The organism is Thiocapsa bogorovii, from assembly GCF_021228795.1.
Classification (GTDB): domain Bacteria; phylum Pseudomonadota; class Gammaproteobacteria; order Chromatiales; family Chromatiaceae; genus Thiocapsa; species Thiocapsa bogorovii.
Map to the genome: position 1 here is coordinate 167,922 of NZ_CP089309.1, position 18,109 is coordinate 186,030.

The window sequence follows — 18,109 nt, forward strand, 5'->3', positions numbered from 1 at the left end:
CTCGGATCGCGCATAACATGCGATCGTCACGCGAAGGTCTTATCCTGTTCGACAATTTGGCGGAAACGGCGTCCGAAGCAACCTTCATCGGGCTCCGCACCGCCGACCAAGTCGTCTTTCTTGACCGACCGAAACGAGACCGAGCGAATCATGATGACCGGCATCGAGCAGCGTTTCTCCTGTCCGGCCGAGGCCTACGAGGCGTCGGACGATCACCCACTGAACTCAAGCGCCGTCGCCACACTAGGCGACATCATCCAGGCCCGCTTGAGCCGGCGCGACCTGCTGCGCGGTGCGCTCGCCGCGAGCACGCTGAGTGGTCTCGCGGCCGGCCCTTTGGCGCTGCTTTCGTCCACCGCGAGACCGACGGAAGGCGAGCGCGAGACCGCGAAGACATGCTTCGATTTCAATGAGATTGCCCATGGTGTCGACCAGACTCATCATGTGGCACCCGGTTATCGCGCCGAGATCCTGATCCGTTGGGGCGATCCCGTCCTCCCGGGCGCACCGGCCTTCGACCCGGATCGCCAAAGCGCGAACGCACAGATCCGCCAGTTCGGCTACAACAACGACTATGTCGGCTATGTGCCCTTGCCGCCCGGATCGGGAAGCTCCGACCACGGCCTGCTGTGCATCAATCACGAGTACACCGCCGCCGAGGTGATGTTCCCCGACGCAGGCGTGGCGACCGCGGAGCACGTCGAGATCGAGATGGCGTGCAACGGCGGATCCATCATCGAGATCAAGAAGAGCGAGGGGCGCTGGTCGGTTGTCCCCGACAGCACGTACGCCCGCCGGATCTCCGCGCTGGACACCGAGATGGCACTCTCCGGACCGGCCGCCGGACACGACCGCATGAAGACCAGCGCAGATCCGAGCGGAACCCGGGTGATCGGGACACTCAACAACTGCGCCGGGGGCATCACCCCGTGGGGCACCTACTTGATGGCCGAGGAGAACTTCCAGGGCTATTTCTCGGGCGATCTCGATCGGCATTCGGAGGTCGACACTGCCGAAGGCTTCGCAGAGCATCCTGAGAAACGCAACTACGCACGCTACGGCGTGCCTTCCGGCCACTTCGCCTGGGGCCGGTTCCACAAGCGTTTCGACGTCAATGCGGAGCCCAACGAGGCAAACCGCTTCGGCTGGATTGTCGAGGTCGACCCGCTCGACCCGGCATCCATGCCCGTCAAGCGCACCGCGCTCGGGCGGTTCAAGCACGAGGGTGCCGAATCCATCGTGAATGCCGACCGACGCCTCGTGCTCTATTCGGGCGACGACCAACGCTTCGAGTATCTCTATCGTTTCGTGACCGAGGGGACATTCGACCCGAGTAATCGCGCGGCAAACCGCAACCTATTGGACACGGGCACGCTCTCGGTCGCACGCTTCGAGCCGAACGGCACGCTCCTTTGGCTCCCGCTCGTCTTCGGCCAAGCCGGTCTAACCCCGGAGCACGGCTTCCACTCCCAGGCCGATGTCCTGATCGAGACTCGCCGGGCCGCAGACCTGCTCGGGGCGACGCCGATGGACCGACCAGAGGACGTAGAGCCGAACCCGCACAACGGCCGCGTCTATGTGATGCTCACCAACAACAAGGAACGCTCCGGCGAGCAGGTGGATCCGGCGAACCCGCGAGGCGCCAACCTTTGGGGTCATCTTCTGGAGCTGATCCCGCCCGCCGGCGATCATACGGCAGCGCGTTTCGGGTGGGAGGTTCTGGTCAAGGCCGGTGACCCGCGAGACCCGGCGACGGCTGCACTCTGGAATCCGGCGACGAGCGAGAACGGCTGGTTCGCCTGCCCGGACAACTGCGCGGTGGACCATCAGGGCCGGCTCTGGATCGCAACCGACCAGGGCAACGCCTGGCCGCGTACATCGGGAAGTGCCGACGGGCTCTGGGCGCTTGAAACCGACGGCCAAGGCCGTGGCACCGGCCGCATGTTTTTCCGAGTGCCCGTGGGCGCCGAGCTCTGCGGACCTTGCTTCACGCCGGATGGACGCACACTCTTTCTCGCCGTGCAGCACCCGGCAACCGACGGCACGTTCGGCGATCCGGGGTTCGAACGCCCTTCGACCTTCGAAGACCCCGCTAGCCGCTGGCCGGACTTCGACCCCGCGCTGCCCCCTCGCCCCTCGGTCGTTGTGGTCACACGGGATGATGGAGGCCCGATCGGAGGCTGAGCGAGAAGAGAGCCGCCGAGGCCGTTTATCCTAGATCCCGACGGGTGAGGCTTCAGATGTCCAAGATCGTCAACCGCGTCAAACGATTGCATGGTGAGTGACGCGGTCGCCTGCCGGATCTGTTCGATTCGCTCACTGGCCGTCACCCCGGCGTTTGGTCAAGCGAAGGCGCCTTCGGATCGGGGTCGTCGGGTGGCCGGACCACCGCATCGGCCACTTGCTTCGGATCGGGCGCCTCCGCGACCTTGTCCAGGTCGCCCAGGACGGATTCGACATCGGGGAGAAGATCGGCGAGCTCGACCCCGTAGACCTCCCAGATCGAGATGAAGAGCGAGGCGATCAGAGGTCCGATAAAGAGCCCGTTGAAACCGAACATGAAGATGCCGCCGAGCGTGCTCAGAAAGATCATCAGCTCGTGCATCTTGGTGTCGCGCCCGACCAGGATAGGTCGAAGCACGTTGTCGAGGCTCCCGACCACCAGCGCACAGAAGAGAGCCAGTCCGATCGCGCTTCCCATATGCCCCTGCACGGCCAACACGATGCACGCCGGCACCCAAACAAGCGCGGAACCGACGGCCGGGATAATCGACAAAACCACCATCACGGTGCCCCAGAACACCGCGTTCTCGATGCCCGCAATGGCGAAGGCGACGCCGGCCAGTCCGCCTTGCAGGAGTCCGATCAACAGCGTCCCCTTGAGGGTAGCACGGGTCACCGAGGTGAACTTCTGCAGCATCACCCGCTCGTCGGCGCTCTTGAGCGGCAGGTAGTAAAGGATCTTACTGACAAGCTTGTGCCCGTCGATCTGCAGAAAATACATGCTGTAGAGCATCACGAACGCCATGAAGAAGAAGTTCAGGGTGCCCACGGTCAAAGACGACAGCCCCCCGACGACGAACTTGCTGGCGATCGTAGCCGCCTCGCCGAGACGTTCGATCAAAAGCGAGCGCAGGGGCAGCAAATTCTCGTAGAACGGCAAACGACGCATGCCCTCCAGAAAGGCATCCGGATCGGCAAGCCGCTCCTTGAGCCAAGGCACGAAGGTTTGGGTGACATCGAGCGCCTGCCCGACCACGACTGCGACCAGCAGCGACAGCGGGATCAACACGACGACCGCCACCGCCAGAAGCGTCGCGAGCGACGCCAGACGCGGACTGCCCCTCAAACGCGGCTGCAGCCAGAGAAACAGCGGGCGGGCCATCGCACTGAAGAGTCCAGCGAGAAAGAGCGCCATCAGAAACTGTTGAATCATCGCCAGAAAGAGCGCGGAGATCCCGAGCGCCATCAAAATGACGACCCATTTATTGACAAGGTCTTGGTTCATAAAACTTACTTATCCTTTTGAAAGAGCTGGTGCAGCACCCGATACGCGGTCAGAGAGATCCGACACTGCGCAACGGCCCGAATGTGGCTTCGAGCCGGGCGGCGGGCCGCTGGATCCATGACGCCAGATGAGCCTGACCGGTCTCCTCGAGTCGACGGCATCCGTCTCCCGGCAACAGGAGCGGGATCGCCCACGGGGGCCGAAAGACCAAGGCGTTCATCGGCGTCGCCCAATCATCGATGATCGCCATCCAGGGCCATTGCAGCGCGTAGGGCTCCTCGGGTCCGAACGCCAAGCAGTTGGTCTCGGTGCTGGCCGTCGCATTCATCAGCCCATGTGTCGCCGTCCACCAAGCGGCGGACTTCGCCGTCCCGAGCAATCCGATGGTCAGCGCTGCGACAACCACCAGTCGCGCTAGGCGAGGGATGCAGGGAACATCTGTACGCGCCGACGGGCGCCCGGCGATCCCGACCGCAAGCCCCATCAAGAGCAACGCGACCGGCAAGATCAGCCCAGCCTTGAGCTTGATACCCTCACCGAAGAGGATATCAACGCCAACGGCAACGCCTATGAGGGGCAGCAGCAGAAAGGCCGGCCACAGCAGGCCGCTCTGGGCGACCCGGCGACCTCGCCCCCACCCGGAACAGAGGCTTAGCGCCGCCAAGACCCCCGAGACCACCACCCAGCTCAACAGTACGCCCTGAGACAGGGTCTCGGGGAGCAGGTAGCGGACGGCGGCGTCCGGCTCGGCCAGCGAGCGCTCGTAGCCGGTGGCGCCGATCAGTGTCGAGATCATGCGCAAGAGGGCCGAGACGGCAAAGGCCGCGGCAAGGCCGCTCCAAGCCCGGGTCCAGATGTGATCGATTGCGCGATCGGACCGGGCATTCATGAGTGCGACGAGACACAAAAATCCCGCCAAAGCAAAGCCCAGCGGATGGAGGAGGAGCAGCAAAGGGGCCAGGATTGCACCGTAGGTCAAGGTCAGACGGCGATTCGGCGCAAGCGCCCCGAGGAGAACGAACGGCCAGACGAGGTACAGGCTGAAAAGCAACTCCGAGACCGCGGAGAAATTGATCTGGTTGGCGACCAGAAAGAGCAGCGGCAGCAGAATCAACTCCGGCCGGCGGTTGCGCACAATGGACCAGCACACCAGCAAAGACGCCACGGGTAGAGCGACATAAGTGAAGGAAAAGAGGTGACGCAGCAGCCCGACATCATCGGTCAGCCGTGTCGCAGCCAAGGTCGGGAGCTGGGCAAGAACCGAGCCGAGCCGAAGATTCGGAAAGACCGGAACGCCGTCGAGCGCAAGCTTGAAGAAGTAGTAGGCGCCGTCGCCGAAGAGCGGCAGACCGACCAGCGCGATCGGGATATAGGCCAGCACGACGAACGCAAGACCGAGCTGGAGTGCCCGTCGCTCGGAGAGGAGACAGCTGCCGACCGCGTGCAGCGCGTGCTCGGGTGTACTCGCAGCGGCAGAGGCTTCGGCTCTCGGCATGGGATCGGGTCGACTCCGATGGGGCGATGGACAAGACAGGGCGACGGACGCCCCGTCTATCGTACCGTGAGTCGAGGATCGTTTGGCGGAACAAGCGAAGGATACAGATCGGGCAAGGGCGGCGGCAGGGGCGGAGGCAGCACGGGCGGCGTCGCTCCCCATTGCGGCGGCGACTCGAAGAACCCCTGGTCGGCGAACCCGCCCGGCCTCGGAGGTTCGCGCAGCGGGCGGCGCGCGGGGTCGGTCGGCCGGAAGCGGTAGGGTGTCTCCGACCAACCGGACGTGAAGCCTTCCGGCAGTCGATCGTCGCGACGGAAGACCGGGTCATCGAGACCGCGATCTCCTCCGCCGAGCCAATCCGTCGATCCACTCTCCCGGCTGTCGGCCCAACCGCCGAAACGACGCTGCTCCCGCTCATCGAGAGGGCGGAAGCGATAGCCATCGATCACCGAACCGCTGTCGGGGCGTGACCCGAACTGCGAGAATCGGTCATCGCGCCACGCTGCGGGAGGGGTTGGCGGGGTCGGCGTCTTCGGAACGGTGAAGGTTTGCGGGCGTTCCAAAGGACGCATCTTCGCCGGGACCGCATCGGCAACAGGCTGCGAATCGCGTACCGGAACGCCCAAGACCAACAGGATCACGGCGGTCGCGACGAAGATCGCAAGAAAGATCGCTCCCACGATGACGACGAGATCGAATCGTTGATTCATCACTGAACACCTGCCTCCCGATCGGCACGAAAGCGGAGACGGCGAGAGCCGGGGTCACGCTGCCTTCGAAAAGCGACACACCGAACGCATCTTCGACTCGCAGCTTTCCTTTCGTCCCCTTAGAAATAGGCCGTAGATGCGGAATACGCAAGCACTATCGGTGTTTGATTGCGACGAATCGTCGCGGAAGGACGGTCAAGTGTCCGATTCAGGTTCTCAGCCATCGAGTCGCGCTGCAGATCTCTCCACCGGACCCGGACGGCCGAACAGGTAGCCCTGAAAGGCACGGCAGCCATGTCCGGCCAACCAGTCGCGTTGGGCCTCGGTCTCGACCCCCTCGGCGATCACGTCGAGCGCGAAGGTATTCCCCAAGGCGATAATGGTGCGCGCGATCGCCGCATCGTTCGGATTGGTTACGAGATCCCGCACGAAGGACAGATCGATCTTAAGCTCCTTCAACGGCAGCCGACCGAGATCGGTCAGAGAGGAATAGCCGGTTCCGAAATCATCGAGCGCAAAGCTGATGCCCCGCTCCTCGAGGATCGACATCTTCGCGATCGTGGCGTCGCGGTCATCCAGCAAGAGATTCTCGGTAATCTCGAGTTTCAGTCGATTCGGACTGCAGCCGTGGCGATCGACCGCGGCGAGGACCTGCTCGACGAAATCCGGATGATGAAACTGCAGCGCACTGATATTGATGGCAAGCGTCAGTCCGGCTGTTTCGGGCCGCTCGGACCACGCGGCCAACTGGGCGCAGGCCATTTCCAGAACCCATCGACCCAGCGGCAAAATCGTCGCGGTCTCTTCGGCTAAACGGATGAAATCAACAGGCTCGAGCAGTCCACGTTGCGGGTGTTGCCAGCGCAGAAATCCCTCCGCTCCGGTCACCTGCCCCGACCCGTCGACCTGGCTTTGGTAATGGAGCACAAACTCGCCGTGCTCCAAACCCTCGCGCAGGCTCGTGGCGAGCGCTGCACGGGCAGATACCTCCACATGCATCTCGGGGTCGAAAAACCGCACCGTATCCCGTCCTGCTGCCTTGGCCCGATACATCGCCATATCGGCCTGCTTCATCAACTCCTCGACGCGCGTCGCTTGCCGCCCGAACAGGGCGACACCCATGCTGGCCGAGCAGCGATACTCGCGATCTTCAAGCTCGCAGGGCGCACGCATTGCTGCGAGCAGCTTTTTGGCGAGCACCTCCGCCTGCGATGCGGCCTCCTGCGTGTGTGCGCTCAATCGCTCCAACATCACCACGAACTCGTCGCCGCCGAGCCGGGCGAGGGTGTCGGACTCGCGGATACAGGAGGCGAGACGCTTGGCGACCTGACGCAACAACCGATCGCCCTGATCATGTCCCATGGTGTCGTTGAGCGTCTTGAAATCGTCCAGATCGATGAAGATCAGAGCGCCCATGCGGTGACTGCGTCGGCTCGCGGCAATCGCGCGCTCAAGTCGATCCATCAACAATCGGCGGTTGGGCAAGCCCGTGAGCGGATCGAAAAACGCAAGATGCTTGATCGCCTCTTCGGCACGCTGACGCTCGGTCGTATCCGTGACCAGGGCGACAAAGCGCGGCTCCACGCCGAGGAGTTGCAAGCGAATCTCGGCAGGATAGCAGCTGCCGTCCTTGCGCCGATGCCGGGTCTCCAACACGACCTGGCTCTTGCTTCCTTCACGCAGCGGCTCAAGCAAACGCGAAAGGGTCGGCGAATCATAATCGGGCATCAGATCCAATGGGGTCATCCGGGTTAGCTCGTCCATGCCGTAGCCCAGGTTGGCGCGAGCGCCCTGATTGACCTGTTCGAAGAGAAAGCAGCCCGGATCGAAAACATAAACCTCGGTCTGTGCCTTTTCGACAATCTCCCCGAGGCGACTGAGTGAATCATTGGCCGCGCGGCGGGCGGAGATATCGGTGGTCGTGCCGATCATCCGAAGGGGCATACCGTCCGGGGCGCGCTCGACGATCTTGCCCCGCCCGAGGCTCCACAGGTAAAGGCCGTCTCGGCGTCTTAATCTGTGCTCATGGTGCAGGGCGGCGGAGCGGCCGCGAAGGTGATGGTCGATCGCATCGGTCAGCCCCTGGAGATCGTCCGGATGGACGCGATCCTTCCAGGCGTCGAGCCCATCGCCGATGTCCTCCTCGCCAAGGCCCAAGAGGCTCTTCCAACGGGCCGAATAGAAGACCTTGCCGGTGCGCAGATCCCAGTCCCAGACCCCGGCATCGCTGCCCTCGAGCGCGAATTTCCAACGCTCTTCCGCATCGGCCAGCTCGGCCATTGCGGCGTAGTGGTCGAGCGCGTAGGAGATGTCTCGGGCCAGCTCGGCCAGTAAATCGCGCGCGTCGTCGTCCAGGACATCGCGTTCGCACGCATAGACGCTCAAGACCGCGAATACTTTCCCGCGCATCTTCAACGGCAGCGATGCCGAAGCTTGCCACCCGAAGCGTCGCGCAGCCGCATGCCACGACCGGGTCGCCGGATCGGCTTGGAGGTCGAGGCTCCAGTAGCCCTCCGCGCTGCGCATGACGCGCGCGAGGGCATCGTCCTCGAGACCGTCGGTCTCCATCGACGAACCCAGCTCGCCAAGCAGCTCGGCTCCGCCCTCGCCTTCGACGGCTAGACACTGGATCGAGGCCTTGCCCGCGCCGTCGCCCGCACGGCCGATCCAGGCCATATTCAAGCCGCCATGCGTCACCAGCGCACGACAGACGATCGGGAGCAGCGTGCTCGGCGACTCGGAATGGATGATGGCCTGATTGCACTCGGTCAGGATGCGATAGAGACGCGTTAAGCGCTCGATCGTTGCATGACTGTTCTTGCGTGCCGTGATGTCGTGAACACACACCACGACTCCCTCCACGCTCCCGGCCACATCGAAACACGGGATATAGCTCACCTCTCCCCAGCCGGTCCGCACACCGCGCCGCGGGAGCTGCGCCTCATACACGACCGTTTCGCCGCCTAGACACGCCTCCAGGCGCGGTCGGACCTCCTGCACGTACAAATCCCGATCAATGATCTCGTCCACGCGACGACCGATCACCTGCTCGGATGTCAAGCCCCATGAGCTCAAATAAGACGCGTTGGCGGCAAGATACCTGAGGTCGCGGTCGAGATAGGCGAAGCGGTCGGCGCTGGCCGCGATCATGCGCCGAAAAAAATCGGGTTCTCCGGCTTCGGCCGACGCTGTATGGTTGCGACCCTCTGACACGCGCTCGCTCAATGATCTCCCTCCCGGTCTGACCACATCACGCCTCCCCTGAATCCTGAACCCGGCTCAGCGCGTGCTCGAACACACGGGGCTCGAGACTCCGAGTCGCTCGCTCGGCTATGCTCGCCGATGACCCGAACCGGCGCAAGACCGCGCATCGGTTTCCGAATCGTTGACCGGTGCGTGACCCTGCCCGAACAATGGCTTCGGGTGCTCGACAGCGACGTTGTCGTCACGGAGACACCTCGGCAAAGCCCTCGTACTTAAAGCGCGGCATCGGGTGCGACGCGATTCCGACCGGTACGCTTGGCGCGGTAGAGTTGCTCGTCGGCCATCTCGAGCAGCCGACCGGGCGCCTCCCGATCATCGGCCATCAGCACGGCCGCGCCGATACTGACCGTCACATGATCGTCGACCGGAGAATCCAGGTGCGGGATCTCCAACTCCTCGACGGCAAGGCGCAGGCACTCCGCTCGCCGAACGGCTGCCGCGATGTCGCAACCGGGAAGCAAGCACACGAACTCCTCTCCACCGTAGCGGGCGACCAGATCGTGTCCGCGACAGGGAACCCGAATCAGCGCCTCGGCGACCGCCCGCAGACAGGCGTCGCCCTCTTGGTGGCCATGACGATCGTTGTAGCGCTTGAAGTGATCGACATCCAGGAGGAGAGCCGCAAGCGAGGTCCCGTCGCGCTGCGCCCGCCGCCATTCCGTTTGCAGGCGTTCGTCGAAGGCTCGGCGGTTGGCGATGCCGGTCAGCCCGTCCAGATAGGCCATGTTGCGCAGCAGGTCGGATTGGGCCTTGAGAGTAAGATGGGTTCGAACCCTGGCCCGAACCACCGCGGGATTGACCGGTTTGCTGATGAAATCGACACCGCCTGCCTCGAGTGCCTGTGTCTGATCCAGTGCATCGGTCTGCGCCGTGACGAACAACACGGGGACGTCCGCCGTCGTGCCATGTTGTTTCAGTGCACGGCACACGGCAAGCCCGTCCATTCCGGGCATGATGACGTCGAGCAGGATCAAATCGGGCGGCGCTCGGCGACAATGCGCCAAGGCCTGCTCGCCGGCGGTGGCCGTGAAAACCTCGCAATCATCCTGGAAGATCCGGCGCATGGCCTGGATCTGGATCGGCTGGTCGTCCACGATCAACACATGGGGGCGGCGCGAATGGGGCCAGATCGGCGCAGGGGCCTTCGCGTCACTGCGCTTGGACACATTGCTCGGGCGATCGCCCGCGACACCGGTCGCCGTGCCGCTCCGACGCTCGCGCCCAGGACTGAATAAAGGCTCCAACTGGGCCTGCACCTCGTCTAGCGATGCCTTGAGCTCGTCACGCATCGCGCTGGCGACAGGGAGCCCTTGACTCAACGTACGGTCGATGTCGGCCGCGCCCGTGCTCAGACGCAGGGCGCCGACCGTTCCCGCGAGACCTTTCAGGGTATGCAGCATTCGGCGCACCCCCGGTAAATCGTCGCCGGCTTCAAGTCGCTCGACCACGTCGGCAAGACCGCCCGTCAACTCCGTCCGAAAGCCATCCAGGAGCTCGAGATAGAAGGCTTCGTCGCCATCGGCAGATTGCCGACCCACATCCAGATCGAAACCATCCAGTGTCGCGGGGAGGCGAAATGCCGGTTCGCCGGGAGGAGGATCCGCCGTGGAAGAGGCGACCGCTTCACGAGGCTTGAGCCAGTTCGACAGGGTTCGATAAAGGGCTGCGCTGTCGATCGGCTTGGCGAGATGCGCGGCGACACCTGCTGCTCGCGCACGCTCGAGATCCTCTTCCATCACGGCCGCCGAAAACGCGATGATCGGCAGATGCGGGTGACGCTCGTGAATCGCACGCGTGGCCTCAAAACCGTCCATAACGGGCATCTGCAAGTCCATCAGCACGAGATCGAAGGCGTGCGATTCCGCCATGGCGACCGCCTCGGCCCCGTTGTTGGCAAGCACGACCCGTGCACCGGTTCGTTCCAGCAGACGCCTGGCGACTTCTTGATTCAGCGCTTGGTCTTCCGCGACCAAAATCGAGGCACCGTCGAACCGCGGCGGAGCCGTCCGCTTGCTCGAACCGCCCGTGCGCGCCGATGCAGTCACCGAATCGCGCCGTGGCATCCCGGCCCCGTCGTGATCGAAAGGGTACGAAAGCCCCGTTTTCGCCGGAGCAGACTGCAGAGGCACGTCGAAGCGGAAGGTCGAGCCCTGTCCCTCCAGACTCTCGACGGCGATCCTCCCGCCCATCAACTCGATGAGCTGCTTGGAGATCGCCAGGCCCAGCCCGGTTCCGCCGTACCGACGGGTGATCCCCGACTCCACCTGACTGAAGCTACCGAACAGCAGCCCCAGCTTGTCCGCCGGGATGCCGATACCGGTGTCTCGAACCGAGAAACTCAGCCGCACCGCATCCGAGCGCGGGTCCGCTGCGCCCGCACTCGCTCCCGCGCCCGATCGCTCGCCGGGCGGGCACATCTCGACCCGCACCTCGACCTCGCCGCTCGGGGTAAACTTGATCGCGTTGTCCACCAGGTTGACGAGGACCTGACGCAAGCGCCCGGCATCTCCACGCAGGTGCGCCGGCACCGCGTCGGCGACCTGGCAGACCAGCCGCAGACCCTTGGCGCGGGCACGGTGCAGGAGAATCGTCTCGAGCTCCTTGAGTTGACCGCGCAGATCGAATTCCCCGACGTCCAAATCCAACTTGCCGGCCTCGATTTTGGAGAAATCCAGGATGTCGTTGATCAAACCCAGCAGGGAGCGGGCGCTGATCCGGGCGTTTTCGGCATAGTTGCGTTGCTCCTCGCTCAGCGCGGTGTCGAGCAACAGCTCAAGCATCCCGATAACGCCGTTCATCGGGGTGCGAATCTCGTGACTCATATTGGACAGGAAGGCGCTTTTCGCGCGATTCGCATCCTCGGCCCGCGTAGCCAGAAGAGCCGCCTGCTCGGAGGTCTCCGCGAGACGGCGGTTGAGATTCAAGAGATCGCGCTCGGTCTCTTTGCGCGCCGTGACGTCGCGCGCGACGGCGTAGAGATGGCCATCGTGTTGTCTGGCGCGCCACTCTATCCACCGATAACTGCCGTCGCGGCAACGATACCGATTCTCGAAATTCAGCACCTCCTCGCCCGCTCTCTGCCTCTTGATCGCCGCCAGCGTCGCTTCGCGATCCTCGGGGTGAACCAGGTCCAGGAAAACACGCCCCTGGAGCTCCGCGATCGGATAGTCCAGCACGCGCTCCCATTCCGGATTGAGGCGAACGAACCGGTTCTCGAGATCGGCGATACACAAGAGATCCCGGCTGTAGGCGAAGTAGCGATCGAGCTCCTCGCTCTTCTCGCGCAGCAATTGTCGTCCGCGCACCAACTCGGCTTCAGCCTGCCGGCGCTCCGTCAGATCGATCACCATGGCCACAAGCCGGCACTCGCCCGGATCATCCGTCTCCGCAGGCAGCGCCGCCAACTCGAGCTCGCCGACAAAACCGACCCCGTCGCCGCTCGAGAACGACAACTCGGCGACACTCGCGCGACCGCTCGCGCAGGCCTGACGTAAGGCCTCGTAGAGTATCGACTCACCACTGCGATCCGTGAGTCGGTTCAGATAGTGGTGGCGCAGATGCCGCGCGCGCATGCCGAACAGATCGCCGGCGACCCGGTTGACCTCGAGAATTCGGCCGATCCGATCGATGACGAGTCCAGCGACCGGCATGTCCGAGAACAAGCGCAGATAGCGCTGTACGGCACGTTCCGTGTCGAGTTGGGCGGCGCGCAGCTCCTCGTTCTGAATCTCGAGCTCGGCCTGATAGACACGCAGATTCTCGATCAGGGTGATCGCGTCGACATGGTCTTGCGTCAGATCACGCGTGGCCCACGCGAGGTCACCCTGCTCGAGTGCGGCTCGGGCATGCCCCTGCACCGACGCTTCCCCCTCGGACAACGCTTTGTTCTCCCCGCCCGACACACCGACGCAAGGCGGCGGCGACTCGGCGCCGCAGGCGGATGCCGAAGCATCCGCGGTCGACGGGGCGGAGATCGGTGAGCGAGCCTTCTCAGTGGTCATACGTCGATCATCCGCTGGTCATGGAGCGGGCCGTCTACCTTGACGTCGTTCTGATCGGCCGACATGAGGTGACCCCCGAACGAGCCTGCTCAGCTGCAGGCTCGGTAGCTGATTCCGTCATGATCGAGGCGCTCGCGCAGTGCGGCGATGGCCTCGTCGATCCGATCGCGACCACGGAATCCGAGACGAATGTGTGCGTCCTCTCCCATGTGAGGCAGGCTAAAGAGCGTCGCCTCGGGAAACTGCGCGCCGAGATCCCGCATCAAGGGGATCAAAGCACTCTCCGGAACACCGCGGAGCTCGAAGGCCCGCTCTTGGATCAGGGCAGAGACGCCGTAGTCCCGATCCAAGACCCATTCGGCCATCGGCCACGCCATTTGGGGGAAACCCGGTAGAAACCAGTGTCCGCCCAGCGAAAACCCGGGGATCCGGTTGATGGGATTCGGGATCAGACCGCACCCGGCAGGCAAGTCCGCCATGAGGATGCGGTTGGGATAGGCCTCGTCTCCGAACTTCTCTTCGAGCAGGGCTTTCGCTTCGGGATGACGCACCAGGTCCAAATCGGCCGCCGTCGCTGCACATTCACGCGTGTGATCGTCCGGCGTTGCGCCGATTCCGCCGCAGACGAAGACCGGATCGGGTCGCCCCATCGAGAAGCGCAGATGCGCGATCAACGCCTCCGGGTCGTCCGGGAGCAACCAGTGCCAGGCCAGCTCGTGTCCGCGCTCGCCGACCATACGTTTGAACGCACCGAGGTGTGCATCGACGCGGGCCCCCTTGAGGATCTCGTCACCGATGACGATGAGACCGAAACGAATCGGGGGGCTGGGACGCGTTGACATCGCGGGGATGGGCCTCGGGTTGCGGGCTCTTTCGGTGATCCTAGCATTTCACGCCGGCCCTCGCGTATCTGTGCGGGAAGCGATGGATCGGCAGGTTCGGGCCAGGGCCCTTCGCGCAAGCAAACGGCCGGCTTCATTGAACTCGGCAATAGGAAAAGCAAAAAAGGGGCCAAAGGCCCCTTTCTCAACCAAGATGCGTGACGATTACTCGCCCGGCTCGACGGCCTTCATGCTGAGACGGATGCGGCCCTGCTTGTCGACCTCCAACACCTTGACGCGGACCTGATCGCCCTCGGAGAGCTTGTCGCTCACGCTCTGGACGCGCTCCTCGCAGATCTGAGAGATGTGCACCAAGCCATCGCGTCCGGGCAGGATGGTGACAAAGGCCCCGAAATCCATCAGGCGTGCGACACGACCTTCATAGATCTTGCCGACCTCGACATCGGCCGTGATCAGACGAATCCGACGCTTGGCTTCCTCGCCCGCGGCCTTCTCGACCGAGAAGATCTTGACCACGCCCTCGTCGTTGATGTCGATGGTGGCGCCGGTCTCTTCGGTGATGGCGCGGATGACGGAGCCGCCCTTGCCGATGACATCGCGAATCTTCTCCGGATGAATCTTCAGCTCGATGATGCGCGGGGCATGCTCGGACATCTCGGAGCGGTGTGCGCCGATGACCTTGTTCATCTCGCCGAGGATGTGCAGCCGGCCGGCCTTCGCCTGATCGAGCGCGGTCTCCATGATCTCGGCGGTAATGCCTTCGATCTTGATATCCATCTGCAGGGCGTTGATGCCCTCGGACGTCCCGGCCACCTTGAAGTCCATGTCGCCGAGATGATCCTCGTCGCCCATGATGTCGGTGAGCACGGCGAAGGCATCGCCTTCCTTGATCAGGCCCATCGCCACGCCGGCCACCGGCGCCTTTACCGGCACGCCGGCGTCCATCAGCGACAGGCTGGTGCCGCAGACGCTGGCCATGGAGCTCGAGCCGTTCGACTCGGTGATCTCGGAGACCACGCGAACCGAATAGGGAAACTCTTCGATGCTCGGCATCACGGCGAGGACGCCGCGCTTGGCCAACCGGCCGTGGCCGACCTCACGCCGCTTCGGCGAGCCGACGCGACCCGTCTCGCCGACGCAGAAAGGCGGGAAGTTGTAGTGCAGCATGAAGTGCTCGCGCCGCTCGCCTTCCAGCGCGTCGATGATCTGCGAGTCACGCTCGGTGCCCAAGGTCGTGATGACCAGGGCCTGCGTCTCGCCGCGCGTAAAGAGCGCCGAGCCGTGGGTGCGGGGCAAAACCCCGGTGCGGATCGTAATCGGCCGAACGGTCAGGTTGTCGCGGCCGTCGATACGCGGGTTACCGGCGATGATCGAGCTGCGCACGGTCGTCTTCTCGAACTTCTCGATCGCACCCACGACCTGTTGCTCGGTCCAGGCCGGTGCGTCGCCGCTGCATAGGTCGGCGACGACGGCTGCACGCACCGCATCCAGGGCCGCATAGCGGTCCTGCTTTTCTTTGATGCGATAGGCCTCGGCGATCCGATCCGAGCAGGCGCTCGCGACGGCGTCGGTCAACTCGGTGTCGGCCGGCGGCGGGGTCCAGGCGATCGGTGTTTTGCCGACCTCGGCAGCGAGCTCGCGGATCGCGTCAATCGCCGGTTTCATCTGCTCATGGCCGAACAGCACAGCACCGAGCATGATCTCCTCCGAGAGCCCGCGTGCCTCGGACTCGACCATCAAGACCGCCTTTTCGGTGCCTGCAACGATCAGGTCGAGGTCCGAATCCGGACCCACGCCGACGACCGCCGGATTCAGGATGTACTCGCCGTTCTTGTACCCGACGCGCACCGCGCCGATCGGTCCGTTGAACGGGACTCCCGAAATCGCCAATGCGGCGGATACGCCGAGCATGGCCGGGACCTCGGGATTGACCGCGGGATTCAGCGACTTGACGGTCGCGATCACCTGGATCTCTTGCCGGAAGCCCTTCGCGAACAGGGGGCGGATCGGGCGGTCGATCAGCCGAGAGGTCAAAATCTCGGTCTCGCTCGGACGGCCCTCGCGACGGAAAAAGCCACCGGGGATCCGCCCGGCGGCATAGGTCTTCTCTTGATAGTCGACGGTCAGGGGCAGGAAGTCGCGCACCGCGCCCGGGCGTTTATCCACGACGACCGTGACCAGAACAACCGTATCGTCGACGTTGACCATCACGGCGCCGTCGGCCTGGCGCGCGATCTCGCCGGTCTCGAGTGTGACCGTCTGGTCACCGAGCTTGAATTGCTTAACGATAGCTTTGGGAATCACAAGTAGATCCTCGGGGTATGTGGTCCGTCGTAGCGCCGGGCCTTGGACCCCTGCACCTCAGGCGCGTCTGCGGGCGCTGTGGTGGCAGGGCTGTGCGTCGGTGCCGCCGGCGGCGTCCCTTCCGCGGGGAGCGGGCGGATCGGGCGTCTCCCGGCCGCCCGACCGCCGTGTCGGGAGGCGTGTCAGCGGCGTAGGCCGAGACGCGTGATCAGCTCGCGATAGCGGTCGAGATCCTTACGCTTGAGATAGTCGAGCAGCTTGCGACGGGAGTTGACCATACGGACCAGACCGCGGCGCGAGTGATGATCGTGCTTGTGCTCCTTGAAATGCTCGGTGAGCTGCAGGATGCGCGCGGTCAGGAGCGCGACCTGCACCTCCGGAGACCCCGTGTCGGAATCGGCGCGACGGTAGTCTTCGACAATCTGTTTCTTCTCGGCTGCGGTCATTGTCATTGGTGGTCTCCTGGTTCAGTGATGGAGAGAAAAAGGTCCTGGTCCGTCTCCGAACGGGAGAGGGATGGATCGCCCCGACAATGACATCAGGGAATCGGACCGTGGCTTGATTGCACTGTTTTTCGAGCTGTCGAACGATTTTCGAGGTGTCGCGCACCATTTGAGATGGCGGCCTCACGGATTGTTCAAGGCGGAACCGCCCGCAGAATTTGACGATTCTAAATCAGCCTCTTGGGCTGCACGCGCCCGTCGTCGAGGATACTGCCGACCCCGACGAAGATCTGCGACGGATCATAGAGCCTGACAAGGCCCTGCGTCGGCGCTTGCGGGATCAAGACCGCCTGGCCTTGTCTCAAATAAAAGGCGGCGTCGGCGGACAGACGCACCGCCGGCCAGTGACCCAGGGCGCTGTCGAGCGGCAGCAGAAGCGCATCGAGACCGGCCATGTCGTCTTCGCCCGCCATCGCCTCGATTCGGTCCAGACCGACGAACGGCCCCTCCGTCTCGGAGTATGGCCCCACCGCGGTACGCCGCAGTCCGCTGACATGTGCACCGCAGCCCAATTTGCGACCGATATCCTCGGCAAGCGTACGCACGTAAGTCCCTTTGGAGCAATGCACGTCAAGCTCGATCTCCGGCAGGTTCATCGACAGCAGATCGAGTGCGAAGATCTCGATCTCGCGCGGAGTGCGCTCGACCTCCAAACCTTGCCGAGCCAGTTTGTAGAGCCTCTGCCCCTGGTGCTTCACGGCCGAGTGCATCGGCGGCAGTTGCGAGATGATACCCAGAAAGCCGAGCAGCACCTCGCGCACGCGCGCCTCGTCGATCCCGACCACCGGCTCGTCGGCGACGATATCGCCCTCGGCATCGGCGGTCGTGGTCGTCACACCCAGTCGCACGCGCACCCGATAGCGTTTGTCCGCATCCAGCAGATATGCGGAGAACTTGGTCGCATCGCCCAGACAACAGGGCAAAAGCCCGGTCGCCAGAGGATCGAGGCTTCCGGTATGACCGGCCTTAGCGGCGCGGTAAAAGCGCTTCACGCGCTGCAAGGCATCGTTCGAAGACAAACCCAGCGGCTTATCAAGCAAGAGGATGCCGGTGACATCTCGGCCTGTATTACGACGGCGTCCCATCAACCTGCAGCTCCTGATCGGCGTCTTCATGCGTAGATTGGTCGGATTGCCCGACCGCCTGCGAGATCAGTGCTGCAAGGCGCTCACCCTTGCCGATCGACTCGTCGAACACAAAATGCAGTTGCGGGATGGTCCGAAGACGAACCCGCTGCGCCAGTCCATGACGGAGAAAGCCGGCGAGACGGCCATTGAGCAGACGGGTCTGCTCAACGGCATCGTCATCCGTCGAAAAGCAGGTGAAGAAGACCTTGGCATGAGCAAGGTCCTTCGTCACGCGCACCTCATGGACGGTAATGTTCGCCAGGCGCGGATCATTCACCTCGTCACGCACCAAGGTTGAGAGCACACGCTTGAGCTCCGCGCCGATGCGTTCGGTACGATCGAATTCCTTCATTCG

At 63.7% G+C, this 18,109-nt stretch carries 11 protein-coding genes; 1 reads left to right on the plus strand and 10 read right to left on the minus strand.

All coding sequences use genetic code 11. The features are described 5' to 3' along the window. Positions 1–150 precede the first annotated feature (150 nt). Positions 151–2,184: a PhoX family protein gene (locus LT988_RS00795; protein WP_232408381.1), complete on the plus strand. Its 2,034-nt coding sequence runs from the start codon at positions 151–153 to the stop codon at positions 2,182–2,184. A 142-nt stretch (positions 2,185–2,326) separates the two neighbouring features. On the opposite strand, the gene LT988_RS00800 is transcribed toward LT988_RS00795, so the two are convergent. From LT988_RS00800 to rbfA, 10 genes are all read right to left on the minus strand, one after another. After that, a complete protein-coding gene (locus LT988_RS00800) occupies positions 2,327–3,508 on the minus strand; it encodes an AI-2E family transporter (RefSeq protein WP_232408382.1) in 1,182 nt (393 codons plus the stop codon). Between the two features lie 49 nt (positions 3,509–3,557). Further along, a complete protein-coding gene (locus LT988_RS00805; RefSeq protein WP_232408383.1) occupies positions 3,558–5,003 on the minus strand; it encodes a hypothetical protein in 1,446 nt (481 codons plus the stop codon). Positions 5,004–5,059: 56 nt separating this feature from the next. After that, complete coding sequence (locus LT988_RS00810) at positions 5,060–5,713, minus strand: hypothetical protein (protein ID WP_232408384.1); 654 nt, start codon at positions 5,711–5,713, stop codon at positions 5,060–5,062. Positions 5,714–5,929: 216 nt separating this feature from the next. After that, positions 5,930–8,962: a bifunctional diguanylate cyclase/phosphodiesterase gene (locus LT988_RS00815; RefSeq protein ID WP_332460512.1), complete on the minus strand. Its 3,033-nt coding sequence runs from the start codon at positions 8,960–8,962 to the stop codon at positions 5,930–5,932. A gap of 227 nt (positions 8,963–9,189) precedes the next feature. Further along, on the minus strand, positions 9,190–12,978 hold the full coding sequence (locus tag LT988_RS00820) for a response regulator (RefSeq protein WP_232408386.1): 3,789 nt from the start codon (positions 12,976–12,978) through the stop codon (positions 9,190–9,192). A gap of 89 nt (positions 12,979–13,067) precedes the next feature. Beyond that, positions 13,068–13,820, minus strand: coding sequence for a competence/damage-inducible protein A (locus tag LT988_RS00825; protein WP_232408387.1), 753 nt, complete (start codon positions 13,818–13,820; stop codon positions 13,068–13,070). 204 nt (positions 13,821–14,024) lie between these two features. Continuing rightward, entirely contained in the window at positions 14,025–16,124 is a 2,100-nt protein-coding gene (pnp, locus tag LT988_RS00830) for a polyribonucleotide nucleotidyltransferase (RefSeq protein WP_232408388.1), read from the minus strand. 182 nt (positions 16,125–16,306) lie between these two features. Beyond that, the gene (gene rpsO, locus LT988_RS00835) at positions 16,307–16,576 is read right to left on the minus strand and encodes a 30S ribosomal protein S15 (protein WP_232408389.1); all 270 of its coding nucleotides are present in this window, start codon (positions 16,574–16,576) and stop codon (positions 16,307–16,309) included. Between the two features lie 218 nt (positions 16,577–16,794). Continuing rightward, the gene (truB, locus tag LT988_RS00840) at positions 16,795–17,712 is read right to left on the minus strand and encodes a tRNA pseudouridine(55) synthase TruB (RefSeq protein ID WP_232408390.1); all 918 of its coding nucleotides are present in this window, start codon (positions 17,710–17,712) and stop codon (positions 16,795–16,797) included. Beyond that, complete coding sequence (gene rbfA / locus LT988_RS00845; RefSeq protein ID WP_232408391.1) at positions 17,696–18,106, minus strand: 30S ribosome-binding factor RbfA; 411 nt, start codon at positions 18,104–18,106, stop codon at positions 17,696–17,698. The genes truB and rbfA overlap by 17 nt, the downstream gene beginning before the upstream one ends. Positions 18,107–18,109: the final 3 nt, after the last annotated feature.

Excerpts from the sequence above, each read along its gene's own strand:
- truB (WP_232408390.1), bottom strand. The coding sequence starts at position 17,712 with ATGGGACGCCGTCGTAATACAGGCCGAGATGTCACCGGCATCCTCTTG.
- LT988_RS00795 (WP_232408381.1), top strand. The coding sequence starts at position 151 with ATGATGACCGGCATCGAGCAGCGTTTCTCCTGTCCGGCCGAGGCCTAC.
- LT988_RS00820 (WP_232408386.1), bottom strand. The coding sequence starts at position 12,978 with ATGACCACTGAGAAGGCTCGCTCACCGATCTCCGCCCCGTCGACCGCG.
- rbfA (WP_232408391.1), bottom strand. The coding sequence starts at position 18,106 with ATGAAGGAATTCGATCGTACCGAACGCATCGGCGCGGAGCTCAAGCGT.
- LT988_RS00810 (WP_232408384.1), bottom strand. The coding sequence starts at position 5,713 with ATGAATCAACGATTCGATCTCGTCGTCATCGTGGGAGCGATCTTTCTT.
- LT988_RS00805 (WP_232408383.1), bottom strand. The coding sequence starts at position 5,003 with ATGCCGAGAGCCGAAGCCTCTGCCGCTGCGAGTACACCCGAGCACGCG.
- rpsO (WP_232408389.1), bottom strand. The coding sequence starts at position 16,576 with ATGACAATGACCGCAGCCGAGAAGAAACAGATTGTCGAAGACTACCGT.
- LT988_RS00800 (WP_232408382.1), bottom strand. The coding sequence starts at position 3,508 with ATGAACCAAGACCTTGTCAATAAATGGGTCGTCATTTTGATGGCGCTC.
- LT988_RS00825 (WP_232408387.1), bottom strand. The coding sequence starts at position 13,820 with ATGTCAACGCGTCCCAGCCCCCCGATTCGTTTCGGTCTCATCGTCATC.